The 16,482-nt window shown below is 52.6% G+C and carries 16 protein-coding genes; 5 read left to right on the plus strand and 11 right to left on the minus strand.

Annotated elements, in window-relative coordinates; translation table 11 throughout:
- Positions 1-6: 6 nt before the first annotated feature.
- The 4 genes from AC53GJ_RS16510 to flgB are packed head-to-tail and all read right to left on the minus strand — an operon-like array spanning position 7 to position 2,894.
- On the minus strand, positions 7-1,377 hold the full coding sequence (locus tag AC53GJ_RS16510) for a flagellar hook protein FlgE (RefSeq protein WP_496729353.1): 1,371 nt from the start codon (positions 1,375-1,377) through the stop codon (positions 7-9).
- 11 nt (positions 1,378-1,388) lie between these two features.
- On the minus strand, positions 1,389-2,081 hold the full coding sequence (locus AC53GJ_RS16515; RefSeq protein ID WP_496729354.1) for a flagellar hook assembly protein FlgD: 693 nt from the start codon (positions 2,079-2,081) through the stop codon (positions 1,389-1,391).
- Between the two features lie 10 nt (positions 2,082-2,091).
- Entirely contained in the window at positions 2,092-2,508 is a 417-nt protein-coding gene (flgC, locus tag AC53GJ_RS16520; protein ID WP_496729356.1) for a flagellar basal body rod protein FlgC, read from the minus strand.
- 2 nt (positions 2,509-2,510) lie between these two features.
- Positions 2,511-2,894 carry a flagellar basal body rod protein FlgB gene (gene flgB, locus AC53GJ_RS16525; protein ID WP_496729358.1) on the minus strand — a complete coding sequence of 128 codons (384 nt, stop codon included), beginning with the start codon at positions 2,892-2,894 and terminating at the stop codon, positions 2,511-2,513.
- Positions 2,895-3,036: 142 nt separating this feature from the next.
- Here flgB and flgA point away from each other — a divergent pair, with 142 nt between their 5' ends.
- From flgA to flgN, 3 genes are all read left to right on the plus strand, one after another.
- Positions 3,037-3,747 (plus strand): flagellar basal body P-ring formation chaperone FlgA, encoded by a 711-nt coding sequence (gene flgA / locus AC53GJ_RS16530; RefSeq protein WP_496729360.1) that lies wholly within the window; start codon positions 3,037-3,039, stop codon positions 3,745-3,747.
- Positions 3,748-3,849: 102 nt separating this feature from the next.
- Entirely contained in the window at positions 3,850-4,128 is a 279-nt protein-coding gene (gene flgM / locus AC53GJ_RS16535) for a flagellar biosynthesis anti-sigma factor FlgM (protein WP_496729362.1), read from the plus strand.
- A 66-nt stretch (positions 4,129-4,194) separates the two neighbouring features.
- Positions 4,195-4,629 (plus strand): flagellar export chaperone FlgN, encoded by a 435-nt coding sequence (flgN, locus tag AC53GJ_RS16540; protein WP_496729364.1) that lies wholly within the window; start codon positions 4,195-4,197, stop codon positions 4,627-4,629.
- 22 nt (positions 4,630-4,651) lie between these two features.
- Here flgN and AC53GJ_RS16545 read toward each other — a convergent pair whose 3' ends face one another.
- The 5 genes from AC53GJ_RS16545 to AC53GJ_RS16565 form a co-directional block, all read right to left on the minus strand.
- Positions 4,652-5,680, minus strand: a complete 1,029-nt coding sequence (locus tag AC53GJ_RS16545) for an oxidoreductase (protein WP_496729365.1) — start codon at positions 5,678-5,680, stop codon at positions 4,652-4,654.
- A gap of 57 nt (positions 5,681-5,737) precedes the next feature.
- Complete coding sequence (locus AC53GJ_RS16550; protein WP_496729367.1) at positions 5,738-6,955, minus strand: hypothetical protein; 1,218 nt, start codon at positions 6,953-6,955, stop codon at positions 5,738-5,740.
- Between the two features lie 145 nt (positions 6,956-7,100).
- Positions 7,101-8,825, minus strand: coding sequence for a trypsin-like serine protease (locus AC53GJ_RS16555; RefSeq protein ID WP_496729369.1), 1,725 nt, complete (start codon positions 8,823-8,825; stop codon positions 7,101-7,103).
- Between the two features lie 380 nt (positions 8,826-9,205).
- The gene (locus AC53GJ_RS16560; RefSeq protein WP_496729371.1) at positions 9,206-11,488 is read right to left on the minus strand and encodes a hypothetical protein; all 2,283 of its coding nucleotides are present in this window, start codon (positions 11,486-11,488) and stop codon (positions 9,206-9,208) included.
- A 49-nt stretch (positions 11,489-11,537) separates the two neighbouring features.
- On the minus strand, positions 11,538-11,969 hold the full coding sequence (locus AC53GJ_RS16565; protein WP_496729373.1) for a hypothetical protein: 432 nt from the start codon (positions 11,967-11,969) through the stop codon (positions 11,538-11,540).
- Between the two features lie 642 nt (positions 11,970-12,611).
- On the opposite strand from AC53GJ_RS16565, the gene AC53GJ_RS16570 reads away from it, so the two are divergent.
- Entirely contained in the window at positions 12,612-13,028 is a 417-nt protein-coding gene (locus AC53GJ_RS16570; RefSeq protein ID WP_496729375.1) for a hypothetical protein, read from the plus strand.
- A 57-nt stretch (positions 13,029-13,085) separates the two neighbouring features.
- On the opposite strand, the gene AC53GJ_RS16575 is transcribed toward AC53GJ_RS16570, so the two are convergent.
- Entirely contained in the window at positions 13,086-13,394 is a 309-nt protein-coding gene (locus AC53GJ_RS16575) for a hypothetical protein (protein WP_496729376.1), read from the minus strand.
- A 29-nt stretch (positions 13,395-13,423) separates the two neighbouring features.
- Positions 13,424-14,842: a cytochrome c oxidase accessory protein CcoG gene (ccoG, locus tag AC53GJ_RS16580; RefSeq protein WP_496729377.1), complete on the minus strand. Its 1,419-nt coding sequence runs from the start codon at positions 14,840-14,842 to the stop codon at positions 13,424-13,426.
- A gap of 207 nt (positions 14,843-15,049) precedes the next feature.
- Here ccoG and AC53GJ_RS16585 point away from each other — a divergent pair, with 207 nt between their 5' ends.
- Positions 15,050-16,468: an aminotransferase-like domain-containing protein gene (locus AC53GJ_RS16585; RefSeq protein WP_496729379.1), complete on the plus strand. Its 1,419-nt coding sequence runs from the start codon at positions 15,050-15,052 to the stop codon at positions 16,466-16,468.
- Positions 16,469-16,482: the final 14 nt, after the last annotated feature.

Raw genomic sequence — 16,482 nt, forward strand, 5'->3', positions numbered from 1 at the left:
TTACTCCTAGACCGCATTAAACAGAATTTGCATCATTTCATCAGCGGTGCTGATGGTTTTGGCATTGGCCTGATAACTTTGCTGGAACGACATTAAATCCACCAACTGGCCACTGATATCAACATTCGAGCCCATGTAGGAGCCCGCCAGCAGCTTGCCAAAACTGCCTTCGCCCGCGGCGCCGATAATGGCTGCCCCCGACTGTTCACTGGCGTACCACATAGTATTGTTGGCAGACTCTAAGCCCTGTGGATTGGCAAATGACGCCAGCGCAATCTGACCTTGTAATTTGGTGGCGCCATTGGAGAAAGTGGCCAGCACTTTGCCATCTTCAGCCACAGATACACCGCTAAACTCACCAGAGGTAAAGCCATCGGCTTTGTTTTCATATAAACCAAAGGCACTGCCAAACTGGGTGGATTTGACTAAATTCAATTGGACAGCCATCGGACTGGCACCGTCCGGGTTAAAACTGATACTGACTTTACGCCGACCAGCGGCATCTGTGATGTTGTTATCATCGGCTGGCAAAGTAGCCGGATTCGCCAGTGGCAACAGCTGGCCATCAGTACCGAAGGTCATCCGCAGCACACCGACGTTCTCAACCACATTGCCAGCGCTATCGAGCGCAGCAGTCAGGGTTGGCGTGCCCGTTTTGCCGGTCCAATTCAGCGCATCAGCGGTGAGTGGCTTGCCATCCATGTAATACACCACATCCCACTGATTCGGGCCGCTGTGGTTAAAGTACTGGGTCAGTGTATGGCTATTACCAAGCGAATCAAACACTTCGCTGGACTGAGAATAGTTAAAAGCGCCGCCGTTTTTTGGATCAAAAGCGTTGGCTTTTGGCGTTGAGGCTGTTGGCGTTGTGGTGTTAATTTTCAGCGGAATCAAACCGCTGGCTGAATTTAAATTGAGCGAAAATTGAATATTTTCAGTAGCTTTGGCCGGAATATTGGCCGCTTCAATCTTTAAATCTGTTAACACGCCCGGGATCAGATTGCCTCTTTCATCAATACCAAAACCCTGCAGTTTATTGCCATTGTTATTGATGATATGGCGGTCGGCATCTAAGCCAAACTGTCCGGCCTGGCTAAAGGCCAACCGGCCATTTTCCGCCACCACAAAAAAGCCTTTGCCGGTGATGGCAAGGTCCAGATTCTGGCCGGTTTTGACCAAGTTACCGGTTTTTTCAAAGTTCTCATTCACCGCAGCCACATTGACGCCACTGCGCTGGCCGCCATTATAAATAGCGGAAAATTCACTACTGGCGGTTTTATAACCGGCGGTACTGGCGTTGGCGATATTATTACTGGTCACTTCCAACGCCCGCTGAGTCGAAGACAAACCACTCAGGCCAATGTTAAACATAGACATAACTACATCCTTTAACTTTGTGTTGCCTTCGACAACTGATTGATATCAAACAAGTAGTGATTACCGAGGCCATTGACCTGCAAAATAATGTCATCCGGTCCGGCACCCACCGAGACCCGCTCCACCTCATTGGTCAGGTAAGTCGGCACCGCCTGACTGCCCTGACTGGTGCGCACTTCCGCCTGCACCCGGTAAGCACCGGCCTCTTGCGGCGGGAAAGCAAAACGCACAGTACCAATGGCTGGATTTTCCACCGTCAGCTCTTCGACCAGCTCGCCTTTAGCGTCATAGAGCTTGAGCGTCAGTTGTTCGGTTTTAGCGCCCAGATTGACAGCGCCAGCCACGGCTGCAGTGGTTTCCAGCGACAGGGTATCGGCTTTGACATCAACTTTTTGCCCGACCAGGCTGGTTGCTTCCATCGCCTGCAAACTTTTCATATAACCCAGCTGCTGCGACGATTGCAGACTGATTTTTTCCAGACTCTCCACACTGCTAAATTCGGCCAATTGGCTGACATACTGGGTGCCATCCATTGGATTGAGCGGATTCTGATGGCTGATTTGGGCCACCAGCAATTCCAGAAACATACTGGACATGCCAGCCGCATCCGGCTTGCCATTGGCGGCAATCGCCTGACTGGCACCGGCTTGTTGCGCCGCAGTTTGGGCGCTGTTCAGTGGATTAAGCGTATTCATCACCGACATCAGGCGCTCCTTACTGGCCAAGTTTGAGCAGGCTTTGCTGCATACTGGACACCCGGTTCATCACTTCGACCGAGGTCTGAAAAGCGCGGGATGCCGACATCATGTCTGCCATCTCGGCCACTGGGTTGACGTTGGAATAAAACACATAACCGTCAGCATTGGCGAGCGGGCTATTGGGTTCATAGCGGCTTTGCACAGTGCGGTCCGACTGCACCACGCCAAGCGTTTGCACCTGGGCCGACAAACTGGCTTCATCAAAACTCTGGCTATACAGCGCCGAAAACACCGGTTTAATTGCCTTGTAGGCTTCTGCTTCGCTGGAGGCGGCGGTATCGGCATTGGCCAGGTTTGACGCTACAGTATCCAGCCGCATCACCTGGGCCCGCATGGCGCTGCCGCCGATGTCATAAATGGCAGAAAAAGACATCGTTAATCTCCTTTGATAGCTTTATGTAAACCACTGATTTTCATATTTAAGAAGGTCAGACTGGTTTGGAAGTCCATGCTGTTGGCGGCAAAATTAGCCTGCTCCACGCTGAGCTCAGCGGTATTGCCATCCATCGACGGCTGAAACGGGATGCGGTATTTTTGTTCCGCTCTGACATTAGCATCGGTCAGCACCATGCCATCACGACTGTCAGGGTCACTCAGATTGCTTTCGACCTGCTGCAAAATCTGGCCATAATCCAGATCGCGCGCCAGAAAACCCGGTGTGTCGACATTGGCCAGATTGCCTGAGATAATCTCAGCTCTGTCCAGCCGCAGTTGTAATGAAAACGGATGCACGCCTAAGGCTTTATCAAACATATCCATCTTGGTTCCCGCTTCGTCATCGTCAGTAGCGGGTTAATACAAGAATAATGCCACCCACAAAAGGCTATAGTATTGAATGAGTTACCTTAAAATCACTCCAGCGTTTGCCAGCAAAACGGAAGCTCCCCTTCCGCAGCGGAATATGCTTCACTTCCGCCTCTGGCTATGGCTACTGTGGTTGTTACCATGGCACAGTGCAGCCAGTATCGCCGAACAGGTCAGGCAGCATATCAGCACTGAAATCCGCCACTATGGTCAGGGCCTAGGACTCAAAACTGTGGCAAAACATCAAATTGAGCTGAAACTGCCGGCTGGCCTTAGCGGGAAAAAAAACTGCAGCAAGCTACAGATCAGCCGCAGCAATCCGCAACAAGCGCCATGGGGCCGACTCAGTTACACTCTGCGCTGTCAGGAGCCGGGCCAGCACTGGCAAAGCCGAGCCAGCGCCAAAGTCAGCGTTTGGCTACCACTGGTGGTGGCCAGTCGTAGTATTAATAAAGATGAACTGATCCAGCCTGAGATGCTGAGCAGCCGTTTAACTGAATTAACTCACAGCAAACGGGGCCTGGAGCTGGATCCAAAGCCGCTTTTTGGCATGCAGGCGAAAAAACGCCTGGCGGCTGGCCAGCCAGTCAGCCGGCAACATCTCAGCTCAGCCCTACTTGTCAGTCGCGGCGAGCAGGTGCTGATCACAGTGCAAAGCGACGGTTTTAGTGCCAGCACCAAAGGTCTGGCACTGGCCGATGGCCGTTATGGCGAGCGGATTAAAGTACAAAATTTAACCTCAGGCACTGTAATTGAAGCCAAAGTGGTGGCGGAAGCGACGGTACAAACAATTTTAAAATCAAATTAAAGTTTTCAACCAGAGCGGTCGCTTCAAAGATTAAGCAGCAGAAGTAATTGACAGAACACAGCCCCGAGTCGGACGGGGCAGCAGCAGCGACAGGACTTTCAGATGGTAAAAATCGAGCAGACACTTCCAATCAGACAGTTAGCAAAAGCGGATCAGCAAGCCGCGTCAAGCCACAAATCCGTCGCCAGCAATCCGGCGTCACAGCCACAGTCGGCGATCAGCGGTAGCAGTCAGGCTATTGAGCAGGCGTTTGTCGGGTTGGCAACGCAGCCGGAAGTGGATCTGGCCAAAGTGGCGCAGATTAAACTGGCATTGGCCAATGGCACTTTGACGCTGGATGATGGCCAACTGGCGCAAGCCATCGTTGATTTTCATAAGTAACAGCCTGGTGATGGTGGATTGTTATCAGCAATCGCCTATTTCCCCGATGACGCAGCGGAGACACAGATGGATCAGCAGGCACTGAAACAAATTATCAGCAGTTTGGCACAGGATAGCGAGTGGTTAGCGCAGCTTGGCAGCTTGTTGCAACAGCAATATCTGCTGATGAGTCAGCGCAAATCAGCCGAACTGGACCAGCTCAATCAGCAGGCCCATGCTTTGCTGGCGCAGTTGCAACAGAATGCCAGTCGCCGTGCAGCAGCCATGCAGCAACTGCAACAACCGCTGACCGCGCAAGGGCTGGACAACCTGCTGGCGCAATTGCCGGAACGGATCCGGCTCGGTAGCCAGCAACTGCTGCAAAAAGTGCAGCATCACAACAGTTTATGTCAGCAACTGAACGCTAAAAATGGCGAATTACTGGCGTATCAGCGCCGGCTGATGCAAAAGCTGCTTGGTTTGCCGGATAAAACTCAGTATCCGCAATTGCAGCTGAAATAAGCCATCAGCAAGGCATCGGGACTCAGTCTGCCACTGCCACATTGCAATTTCCGGCAGCACTTTGCTGCGCCGCCGCTAACACCAACATCAATTGCCTGATCTGCAGCGCTGGCACCGGCAGTTCGGCGTTGCCCTGTAACGCCTGACAAAATTGCTGATAAAAGCGCTGATACTGACCTGGCAAGGTCGGCACTCGCTGTGGATCAGGCGCTCGCGCCAGCCACAACTCCCCATCCTGTTCTTCACTCGCCATGCCATATCCTGGTTGTCCCGGCATTAAGCCCGCTTTTAGCTGCGGTTCTTGCGGATCCAGACCAAATTTACGATAACAGCCCAGGTCCCCCTGCAGCATAAAACGCTGCGTATCAAAACCGTTGACCGGACTGGACGCCAACACCACCTCAAGCTCGGCGTAATGCAACTGCAACTGAAAATAATCTGCCGCCTGACTGCCGGTTCTTAACAGCCGTTGCTGGCAACTGACCTGCAGTGGCAGACCAAATAACAACAAAGCCTGGTCGAGCAGATGCGGCACTAAATCATAAAAAATACCACCACCGTATTCGGCCTGCTCTTTCCAGCGCTGCTGCACCTGAGGCCTGAAACGGTCAAACCGCGATTCCATATAATGTAGCCGACCCAGTTGGCCGGACTGCAGTAGTTGTTGCACCGTTAAAAAATCGCCATCAAAACGCCGGTTATGAAATACGGTGATCAGCTTTTGCTGCTGCCGGGCTAGCTGCAACAACACATCGGTTTCTGCCAGCGTCAGGGTAAAAGGTTTTTCCACCAGCACATGTTTGCCAGCCAGTAACGCTGCTTTGGCCAGCTCATAATGGGTATGATTGGGTGTGGTGATCACCACCAGTTCAATGTCCGGCTGCGCCAGTGCCTGGGCTGCTGTCGGGTATATCACAAGCGCTGGCCAGTCCAACTGCGCCTGCGACTGACTGGTGACCAGAGCGACCAGCTCCAGCTCGCGTTGCTGGCGGATAAAGGGTAAATGAAATACTTTCGCCGATAAACCGTAGCCGAACACTGCTGTTTTCATTGCTGCTCCAGGCTGTTGTGGTAGGCGCCGGCAACAGCGCCAAATGCCAAACTATGGCTAACTATGCTGAAAATAGATCCGGTAGGTGGCGGACCAAATCGGGTAATCCACTTCCATAAAATAACAGACAAAGTCGCTTTTCTGTAAACCGGCAAAACGAAACAGAAAATCACTTTGCTCCCCCACCGCAATATCGTCCACCACTCTGGCCGCCGGAGCGGCGGCATGCAAAATAGTTAAATCCGGATAATCCGGTAATAACTCAGTCCACATATCGTCGGCACGCAGTTGACCATCTTCCACTTTCTGATTGCCAGAATAACAGCCGACATTCACAGTGCTGCGGATATCAATTTTCTTATCCAGAAACACCGCCATCACCAGCTTACGGGTTGGCGTTTTAATCGAAATACTGGTCGAACTGCAGCGGCTCTGGTGCGTCAGCGGATTGGCCAGCTCATCTGGATTGCTGAATAAAAAAGTGGCATCAAATGGTACTTCAGCGCCATAGTCAGCAAACAAAATACCGGAATTACTGGCAGAATAACTGCGGTAACGCGCCAGAAAATCGGCAGAAGAATAGGGACGGATCACGCCAATCTGAAACTGCAGCGGATCAATTCTGGATTCCGCGGTGATATCCAGCGGCCGTTCAAAATGGGCCGGATGCGGATGGGTATAAAATTGTACAAAAGGGGGGGCTTCGGCGCGGCGACAATAGTTTTTTTTGCCGATCAAGGCAATTTCCTGCAGAAATTGTGGATCCCGCGCGCTTTCGGTCAACAGGTAACAGGCAAATACCGAGTCGATACTGCTGCCAATCAAATTTTTTGAGCTGGCAAAGTGCTGTTGCCGCAGTAAACGCCGATCGGGCTGTGCCACCGCTGCCGGGCTCAACGCAGGACTGTCAGCCAATAACCGTTTCATCTGGGCATGGCTGCGAAAATACTGACTGCTTAACTGCTGCCACTGCTGCAATTGCTGCATCAGTTGCTGTTGCAACGCCGGAGCCGGATTTTTAACCTGCAATAACTGGCTAAATTGCGCCAGACTGGCCTGGCCCGGTAACTGGCATAATACCTGATGCCCGTTTTCCGTTTGCTGACTGGCCTGTAAAATACGCTGGCAGTTGGAGGCATGATAACCCAGCCACTTCGCCATCCCACTGATGGTTCTGGCCGCAGGCGGAAAACTGGCCAGTAATTGCCTCAGTTGTAAACCGAGGGTGGCACCGAATTGTTCAAGTAACAATAAATCTTGATGCGACAATGACATAAAATTTTGTGACCCCTCCAGACTGGCCTTACCATAGCACAAATCACTTTCGTCTGAAAAGCAGCAGGCGGTACCGCCTGCTACTGGCCTCAATGTGATCAAGCTGGCCGGTTTCGCCTGACAAACAGCTTAACCTGAACTTGGGTTAATTACAGGCACCAAGATTTTCCCACACCGCCCACTGCCCGGAGTTTTGGGCCGGCGACTGGGCCTGGCTCCACCATCTGGCACGATATTTCAGGTTATTCTGTTGCACTAAGCTGCCGGTATTATACACAGCACTGGCGCTCCAGGGCGCAATAGCCGCGCAGCTACCGGTGTCGCCTGTGCTGACAGTCACTGTTTTACTGACGGTATGCGTTAAGCCTTCAGCATCTGTGACCGTCAGCCGCACGTTGTAACTGCCCGCCGCCGCATAAGTCTGCACCGGATTTGCCGTGCTGGCGCTGCTGCCATTGCCGAAGTCCCAGCTGCGGCTGACAATAGCTTTATCATCCCTGCTGCGGTCACTGAAGGTCACCGTCAGCACATTGGCGCTGAAACTGAAATCAGCGACCGGTGCCTGATTGTCACCACTGCCAGCACAATCGCCCAGCAGCGTCCAGACATTCGGATACAGATCTGGCCTGGCCCCACTGGACCACCAACTGGCCTGATATTTTTTCTGCTGATAACTGACCATATCGCGTAACTGATAACTGCTGCTGGCATTCCAGGCCGGAATACCTTCACAACTGCCCGGATCGCCATCGGTACTGACCTGCACCAGTTGCGACACCGAACTGGTTTGCCGCGCGGTATCTGTCACTGTTAACGTTACGTTGTAACTGCCACTGCGCTGATAGGTGTGGCTGGGCGAAGCCAGCGTTGAAGCTGCGCTGCCATCACCAAAATTCCATGACCAGTTGCTGATGCCTTTATCATCAGTGGAACCGTCGCGAAAACTGACATCCAGACCATTGACACTGGCGCTGAATCTGGCCACCGGTTTTTGATCAACCGGGGTGTCATCCCCCGGTTTAATGCCGGTTTTTTGTTCAATCCAGCCGAGGTAACTGCTGGTCCGGGTAAAGACGGTCGCTCCGACACAGGCATTGCCCCAACTGACAGTACCGAAGCTATAGAATTTCCCACCTGAACTGGCGGCATAAGGCCCGCCACTGTCGCCATTACAGGCTGAAACGCCACCCGTGCCGCCACCACAAATCACCGAAGCCGGTAAACCAGTGCGCAGTTCGGTACTACAGCTCTGGTTGCTGATCACCGGCAAATTGACTTCGCGCAGCACATCACTCGGACTGCCCTGGTTACGGGTTAAGCCCCAGCCAGACACGGTGACAGCACGCCCAACGGCCGCGAGCTGATTTTCTATCGCTACGGTTGGTAAACTGGCTGGCTGAATACTGGCTGGCGCCGGCGTGGCTAACTTCAGTACTGCGATATCCCAGCCGGACTGAATGCCCTGGGCACCACGCCAGTTTTCATGGCGGATAATTTGGCTGACCCGCAGGTTCTGGCCATCTCGCCGGCTGATGCTGTGTGCACCAACCTGTACTGTCAGTGAGCTGGTTGACGCGCTGTCCAGACAGTGCGCGGCGGTCAGTACCCAGTCTGGGCTGATTAAGGTGCCGCCACACCCCTGACGGCCATTCATCAGTAACGCCACCTGATAAGGCCGGCTATAAGGTGTGGTTTCACTACCGCCGACCACACTGGGGCTGACCAGTTGGCTGTCTTTTTGTTCCGTCAGTTGTTGTGCCTGTAACGGTGTAACCAGTAATGGTGTGACCAGCAGCAATGCCAGCGCAACTGCGCCGACTCTGCTGTTGATAGGTCCTGCTGATTGGTTGATCTTGCTGCGCATGTTCATGATGTCTCCTTATGATTATTAGAGCGCATCCAAGATATAATCTGATATTTAATTTAGATCAATTTTTGTACAGCATTTATCATAATTTAAGTCATAAATATTCAGCATTCACCAGAACAGGTCCAGCGAATTTCGCAGCGTCGTCACAAAAAAAGCGATTTCAGGGAATGCCCGGCAACAATAGACGAGACGAAGTGGCAACACCCGCCCACTCAGTCCCTGACAACAAACGCTTGAGCACCGTTCAGTTCAAAAAGTGAGCAGCAAAGCTGACGAAAAAACTCGCAGGCAAGGCGGGAAAATTGAGCAATAGTCATTCTATTGCTCATTTTTTCCACGGCCGATGCTGATTTTTTTAAACTGTTCGGTGCTTTAAAAGGTTACTTCAGTTTTGCCGCTTTACGGCCAGCGTCTTCCTGCAACTGCGGCAGGATCTGGCGATGTTTCATACAACTGACAGTTTCAGTCATCACGGCTTTAGCGCCTTTGTCATCGCCATCTGCTTTCATCACATCGGCCAGATGATCCAGCGCGGCAAAATAACCGATATGACCCAGGGTGTCAGCGGCCAGATCACGATTATCCAGCAACAAATGCCGGGTTTTGCCCGCTGCTTTTGGATCGGCGGGCAAAGCCCGGATCTGCAAACCCGGCTGCGCCGGATCATCGGCCAGTACCTTATAGGATTTTAACTGTGCCGCCGATAACGCCACACCGGCATGTAACGCCGCCACAGAGGCTGGGCTACTGGCGATCAGCTCCTGCAAAGTGTCTGCCGCTTTTGGCAAGGCAGGTGCGCCGCCAAAGGCCAGCAGCCGCGCCACATCTTCAGTGAAATAATCCGCTGCCAGCCGGTTTTCTGCCACTGACGCTGACATCGCCACATACAATCTGAGCACATTGGAAACAATCACTTCATGACCAAGATCAAGCGCTGCCTGCACTTTATAAAAACCGGGTTGATCAATCAGCCAGCCGCTGGTGGTGGTGCTGATGGTATGGGCGCCATAAATAGCCGCGCCGGCAGCTAAGCTGTGCGCATGTTCTTCATGGCAGCGACTGATCATTGGCCGCCAGATCCGGGCATCGCCACCTTCGCGCTGGATCAGAATACTGACGTGCTGGCCATCCTGCAGCAGATGTTCATCCATTGCCTGCGCCTGCATGCTGATATTTTTCAGTTTCAGTTCCATCACCACAGGTTCGAGAAAACTGTAACTGTTGTGCTGCCGGTTTGGCCGGATACTCAGTTGCCAGCCGGTCGCTGGCCGCTGCATCTCCAATGCTTCGAAACCATGATTTTCAAACCAGTTACTGTTGCCCATCTGGACAAATCGGCGGGGGGCATGGCGCATAAACATCAGTTCATCATCACTGAAACGGAAACGGAAATTGGCAAAAAATGCGCCTTGTCCACCGCTGACCCGAAACGGATAATTCATAAAACTGCGTGCTTCCGGTTCATTCGGCAAAGGGATCCAGGGATCACCAGGCGCCCCTTGGGCGGCACCCAGTGCTTTCTGCCAGGAATGTGCCAGATTAAAGGCATGCCCCATTTCATGCACTGCAGTCCAGAACACCATCCGCTGCCGCCAGGCTGCCGCCTGCGGATCACCAACCGGCGCGTCCTGGATAAAACTGTCGGTAAAAATGGCGGTCCCCTGGCGGTGATTGCCACCGATATCGTCAAACATCACGCCACCGAGCCCTCGCCCTGAGTCATGCCGGGCGGCATACAGCACCCACATGGCCCACTGCGGTTTATCGGCATATTTTTGCCAGTAACTGACCATGGCATTGTGCATTTCACTGTCGGACCAGGTGCCATTAGCGCCCGTGCCAGCGGTTGGGATCACTGAGGTATGAGGTGACATACTGACATCAAAGCCGGCACGCTGATAGACAGACGCCAGTGAAATGGTTTCAGCCGCCAGATCAGCCGGTTTATTGGCATGGGAAGCGGTATTAAAGGTGGTCACTGGTACCCCGGCATTCGCCACCCGATCGACTTCAAACTCGACACTGTCAAAATACACCGACTGGAAAGTCAGCGCATAACTGTGACTGCTGCCATTACCACTGACCGTCAGCCGGTAACTGTTGTAATTCAGACTGCCACCGGTCCGGCCCGCTTCAAACACCAGTTGCGTGCCTGGCATTAAACTGGCGGAGCCGTCACGATAGAATACCGCAGCTTCGACCCGGCGCTGGTTATAGCCCAGACACTGATCCGAAGTCACCCGGGCAATGATATGGGTGGTGGCTCTGGGGAACAGCCGTGACACTTCAATCGAAATACGCTGCTGCGGATAAAACCTGTCGACATCCACCCGCACCTGTACTGTCAGTAAATTCAGCGGCAGCGCACCAGAGCTGTATCTGTATCTGCCACTGACGGCAGCACAGATCCGCAGCGGCGGCAAGGTAATGATGGGGCCGGGCAACGGAATTGGTAATTGCGGCACTGGCAAACCGGGCAATTGTGGGGTACCAGGTGGCAATAACGGGCCATCTGGCGTTGGCGTAAAACCAGCCACCGCGGCCTGATCATCACTCAGAGTGGCGGCGACATAATCGGGGTGCTGATTGTTGTCCATTAAACTGGCAACAGCCAAAGTTTCAACACTGGCAGTCGCCACTGTTGTTGATTTTTTACTGGCCATCAGAAAATTCCTTCCATTTAACTGAATGCTGTGCTGGCCAGACGCGACATCACACAGCGACAGTGGCGATTCGACTGGCCAGGCCAAAATGGATGATGGCGACAGAAACTGAAAGGAACTTCTGACAACAAACCATCCTGATACTGCAGCACGCCTCTCCATTTGCGCTGGCAAAAATAGCCTGCGGCAGGCCGTTCCACAAGGGCACAGCTTTTGTAAAGCTGATGTTGCAGTGCGACGAAAGTGTCAAGCAGACCGGACGAGTGCTGTCGCTCAAAGCAAGGTTACCAACAGTGACTGACAGCCCCGCGCTGTCGTTTTGTTGCAGTGAAAAGCCGCAGCTCTCTGACTGGCAGCTGTTTTTCCTCGTTTGCCAATAATTGGCGTTGTCAAATTCAGCGCCAGAAAAAACCGGCGGCAAAGCAGTCGGAGCAGCCGCAAGACTGACAACAATTACGGACAGTGTCACAAATAGCAACACAGCTGCACTGCACGGCGCTTTAAAGCTGCTTTAAACCTATGACGAGCTTTTGATTGCCGCAGAACAGCCAAACAGAGTCATGCTGAACTGGCAAACTTCAGCAGACAGACAACCCTGTTCAAATCTACCCGGCGACTTCTGCAGCGAATGGCATCGCTGGCGGCACAGTGCACCCCGGCACTTGTTACAGTGCCAGCAGCGTTGTTCGTATTGACGACAGTATGGCTACAAAAATACCTGGCGATCCGAGTTTAATCAGGGGGCATGGATTTTGCGCGTCAAACACTGCATCGCCAGTGTCGGCGCTGTAGTCACAGTCAGCTTGGCGCAGCTATGTTTCCAGCGTTTATTCAGCAGCCTTCCCAGCTAATAATCAGTTTTTTGACACCATACGGCTCTTTAAGCTCTGAACAGTTAAAAAATCGAGCAGCAGCAGACGGGAAAACTCGCAGCCAAGGCGGACCCACATTTTCACAGTACCATCATGCACAAAAAATGCCGCGTCATTTATGATCGGGGCAATTAAAACGATTATTCCAAATAGGAATAATAAATGAAATTAAATAACTCTTAATTATATAAAATTACCCCTAAAGTCGCTAAGGCTTCAAGGTGTGAAGTAAATGAAATGGATGTAATTTAATGTTGAAAAAAATCAGTTTGCTTTGCCTGGTATTGTTTAGCAGCATGGCGGCTTGCCAGACGCTGGAACAGCAAAAACAACACTGGACACTGCAGGATGAAGTGATCACCCATAAAACGATCAGCCAGCAGCACAGCAGCAACGGACGCATCGGTCGACTCCATTGCCAGCCAACCAACCTGACCGGTAATACAGTTCAAGCAACGGTGCCAGATAAACCTTGTGAGCAGCCCATCCGAGAATTTCAAACGGTTGAACGCTGGTATTCAGATGACAGAGGCATTGGTTATTATGAAGTGACTGAAAAAGCATTATTTGCACAAGATCTGTCAAATTGGGTGATCCTGAGTGTACAGACCTACCGTGAAGACAGCACAGGCTATCAGCCGCCACGCCAGGGCATTCCCAAGCATTAACCGCGGCTAAGGTCCATAGCTTGCCAGTCGCAACATGACCACTGGCAAGCATCGATTTCAGCCAATTCGGATCTGATCACTGTGTTGCTGCCATGGGTATGTGCTCCCGGCTTTCTGCCGCAGCTGGTTCAGGATGTTATCCCGCAACTGTAGCTGCTCCGCCAGTAAACCGCCGCCACCATCCCGGCTCAGCCCAGGCATGGTCTTGGTCGGCAATAACTGGCGAATATCGGGAATATCAGCAAAATTCTGGATATTAAGATTATATTGGCCAGGGCCCTGACTGGCCATCGCTGGTCCACGGTCCAGCGCCAGACCTTCCAGCAAGGCAGTTTTAAAACTGTTGGCCAGTTTTGTTTGCCGCAAAACTTGTGGAACTGGCCAGTCTGCGCTGGTTAAAAAGCAGCATTGCCACGATAAAAGCTGGCCTCACCAACAATCACCTCAGCTTCCTGCTGACTTTGCAGGACAAACTGAAATTTCGTCAGTTGCCGCGCCGGTGCCTGATCCACACTCAGTTGCAACACAAACTGGCGTTGTTCACCGGATTCCACCACCAAAGGCGGTACGTTGTGCAGCGTCACCCCATCCAGGCCAAGCACAGCCAACTGATAGTGCTGAGTTTGCCGACTTTTGTTAATCAGGTTCAGTGTGAAGGTATTTTCCAGCTCGCCCTGCTCATTTATCCGATACAGCTGATTGCGCTCGCGGCTGACCAGCAGCTCAGTATGTTGTCGCAGTTGATACCAGCTCAGCATCGCCAGCAGGGTCAGCATCAAGGCCAGCCCGTAGCCCAGATGCCGCCGCCAGTGCCAGCTGCCGCGCTGCTCTGGCGCATCCGCTGTCGCCGGCTGCAGGCTCAGTGCTTCGTGCTCAGCACTGTAACGGATCAGCCCTTTGGCATAACCGAACTGCTGCATGGTGTCGTCACAGGCATCAATACATAAACCACAGTTAATACACTCGTATTGCAAGCCATGACGGATATCAATGCCGACCGGGCAGACCTGCACACATAAATTACAATCCACGCAATCGCCAAGGCCAGCCGGTTTGGCACTGCTGCGTTTGCGCGGCCCGCGCTGTTCACCACGGGCGCTGTCATAACTGACCTGACGGGTATGACGATCAAACATGGCCGACTGAAACCTGGCATAAGGGCACATATGCAAACACATTTTTTCCCGCACCAGACCGGCATTCAGATAAGTACAAACGGCAAAAAACAACACCCAGCAGAGAACTGCCGCTGAGGTTTGCCATTGAAAAAAGGCCGGATACAGCTCAGTCGCAGGCACAAAATACGACATAAACACCAGCGCGGTCAGCAGTGATACCGCGAACCAGCTCAGATGTTTGGCGGTTTTTTTCCAGATTTTCTGCCAGCACAACCCGGCCCGATCCAACGCCCGGCTATGCTGATGACTGCCCTCAATCCGCCGTTCAATCCAAACAAATATCAAAGTCCAGATGGTTTGCGGACAGGTATAACCACACCAGATCCGGCCATACAATTTGGTAAGGTAAAACAGCGCAAAAGCAGCAAAAATAAAAATCAATGCCACGATCAGCAGATCCTGCGGAAATAATTGCAATGCAAAAAACCGCACCTGCAGCGCGCTGGCATCAATCAGAAAAGCCTGACTGCCCTGATAAGGTACCAAGGGTAACAACACAAAAATGGCCATCAGCAAGACGCCAAGACTGCGGCGAACGCGCTGAAAATAACCTTGTTGTTCGCGGATATAAATTTTCCCGCTGGTATCCCGGGTCGAGAAAATGATGGCTGATTTGGTAGGATCGGACTGCGACATAACACACCTGCGTTGTTGACAACAATGAACAAGGCCGCCTGCCGCTGGTACTGTGACTGAACGCAGCACCACAAGATCAGGACTTCCCCGTAATGGCGGCATTGTAGTGCTGCTAAAAAAAATACACAGATACAAAAAAGTAAAATAAAATAGATACAGTTTAGCCGAGCTCCAACATGGCAATAACCACAGTTTGAGGTAGCAGCAGTGCCGGTATTTCGTTATCAACAACTTTGCGATGAATTACGTCAGGGCATCCAAAGTGGGCGCTGGCAAGCCGGTGAAAAACTGCCGTCGATCCGGGCATTATGCCAGCTGTATCAAAGGTCGCTGGCGACAGTGCAACATGCCTTGCACCGGCTGGAAGCGGAAGGATTAGTCCAGGCGGTGGCTAAAACCGGTTATTTTGTCTGTAAAACTGCGCTGAATGCACCTATGACGACCAGCATACGGCAACGCAGCAGCACAGCTTTGCCAGCGCCGTCGGCAGTGACAGTGCCACAACTGTGGTTTGAACTGATGAACCGTGGCGCTGCTTTTGATTTGTTTCCGGCCGGCCCTGCCAGCACTTTGCCTTATCTGACGTTGCTGTATCGACAGATCGGCAAAGCCATGCGCGCCAGTCCGTATCAGAACGCCATGTATTACGACGAACCAGCCGGCTCTGCTCAGCTGCGTTTTCAACTGCAGGAACATTACCGCACTATTGGTTTAGAGCTGGACGCGGCCGAGCTGGTGATCACTGCGGGTTGTCAGCATGCGTTGTTTCTGGCACTCAGTGCCAGTTGTCAGAATGGCGATACCGTGGCGGTGGAAGCGCCAGCTTTTTATGGTGTGCTGCAACTGTTGCAGCAATTGCAATTAAAAATACTGCCAATCCCATCCTGTCCGGTCAATGGACTGGATGTGACCGCATTGGCGCAGGCACTGACGCAGTGGCCAATCAAAGCTTGTGTGCTGAGCCCGGCCTTTGCCACTCCGACCGGCGCCAGCCTGCCACTGCCGGCTCGCCATGCCTTAATTGCACTGGCCAATCAGTATGATTTCACCCTGATTGAAGATGATATTTATGGCGATCTGGGGTTTCATCAGCGGCCGGTGCCGCTGAAAAGTCTGGATACCGAGCAGCGGGTTATTTTGTGCAGCTCTTTTACCAAGTCGTTATCACGGGATTTACGCGTCGGCTGGATCGCCGCCGGTAAATGGCAACCGGCGGTGCTGCGGTTGAAGCTGGTCAGTCAATTGGCCAGCAGTCCGGCGCTGCAACAAGGTATTGCCGCTTTTATGGCCGAAGGCTATTACAAACGACATCTGCTGAAATTCCGCCAGCAACTGCAGCAGCAGCGCGATCAACTGATCCAGGCACTGCAGCAGTACTTTCCAGCCGACTGCCAATACAGTATCCCGAGCGGTGGCCTGGCGCTTTGGCTGCAGTTACCGCAGCCGCACGACACTGTAGCCCTCTATCAGCAATGCCTGCAGCATGGCATTTACCTCACCCCTGGCCGGATGTTTGCCACCAGTCCGGAATTTGATCACTGCCTGCGGCTCAGCTTCGCCCACCCACTGACCGGCAGCAGGTGGCAGGCCTTGCTGCAAGTGGCGGGGTTGTTGCGCATCTGTTGATCACTGGATCTTTG

This window comes from Rheinheimera sp. B2H12 (genome assembly GCF_059620065.1).

Coding starts and splice junctions, on each gene's coding strand:
- flgB (WP_496729358.1), bottom strand. CDS start 2,894: ATGGATATGTTTGATAAAGCCTTAGGCGTGCATCCGTTTTCATTACAA.
- flgM (WP_496729362.1), top strand. CDS start 3,850: ATGGTAAAAATCGAGCAGACACTTCCAATCAGACAGTTAGCAAAAGCG.
- AC53GJ_RS16570 (WP_496729375.1), top strand. CDS start 12,612: ATGTTGAAAAAAATCAGTTTGCTTTGCCTGGTATTGTTTAGCAGCATG.
- AC53GJ_RS16545 (WP_496729365.1), bottom strand. CDS start 5,680: ATGAAAACAGCAGTGTTCGGCTACGGTTTATCGGCGAAAGTATTTCAT.
- AC53GJ_RS16560 (WP_496729371.1), bottom strand. CDS start 11,488: ATGGCCAGTAAAAAATCAACAACAGTGGCGACTGCCAGTGTTGAAACT.
- flgC (WP_496729356.1), bottom strand. CDS start 2,508: ATGTCTTTTTCTGCCATTTATGACATCGGCGGCAGCGCCATGCGGGCC.
- ccoG (WP_496729377.1), bottom strand. CDS start 14,842: ATGTCGCAGTCCGATCCTACCAAATCAGCCATCATTTTCTCGACCCGG.
- flgN (WP_496729364.1), top strand. CDS start 4,195: ATGGATCAGCAGGCACTGAAACAAATTATCAGCAGTTTGGCACAGGAT.
- AC53GJ_RS16550 (WP_496729367.1), bottom strand. CDS start 6,955: ATGTCATTGTCGCATCAAGATTTATTGTTACTTGAACAATTCGGTGCC.
- AC53GJ_RS16515 (WP_496729354.1), bottom strand. CDS start 2,081: ATGTCGGTGATGAATACGCTTAATCCACTGAACAGCGCCCAAACTGCG.
- flgA (WP_496729360.1), top strand. CDS start 3,037: ATGCTTCACTTCCGCCTCTGGCTATGGCTACTGTGGTTGTTACCATGG.
- AC53GJ_RS16510 (WP_496729353.1), bottom strand. CDS start 1,377: ATGTCTATGTTTAACATTGGCCTGAGTGGTTTGTCTTCGACTCAGCGG.
- AC53GJ_RS16555 (WP_496729369.1), bottom strand. CDS start 8,825: ATGAACATGCGCAGCAAGATCAACCAATCAGCAGGACCTATCAACAGC.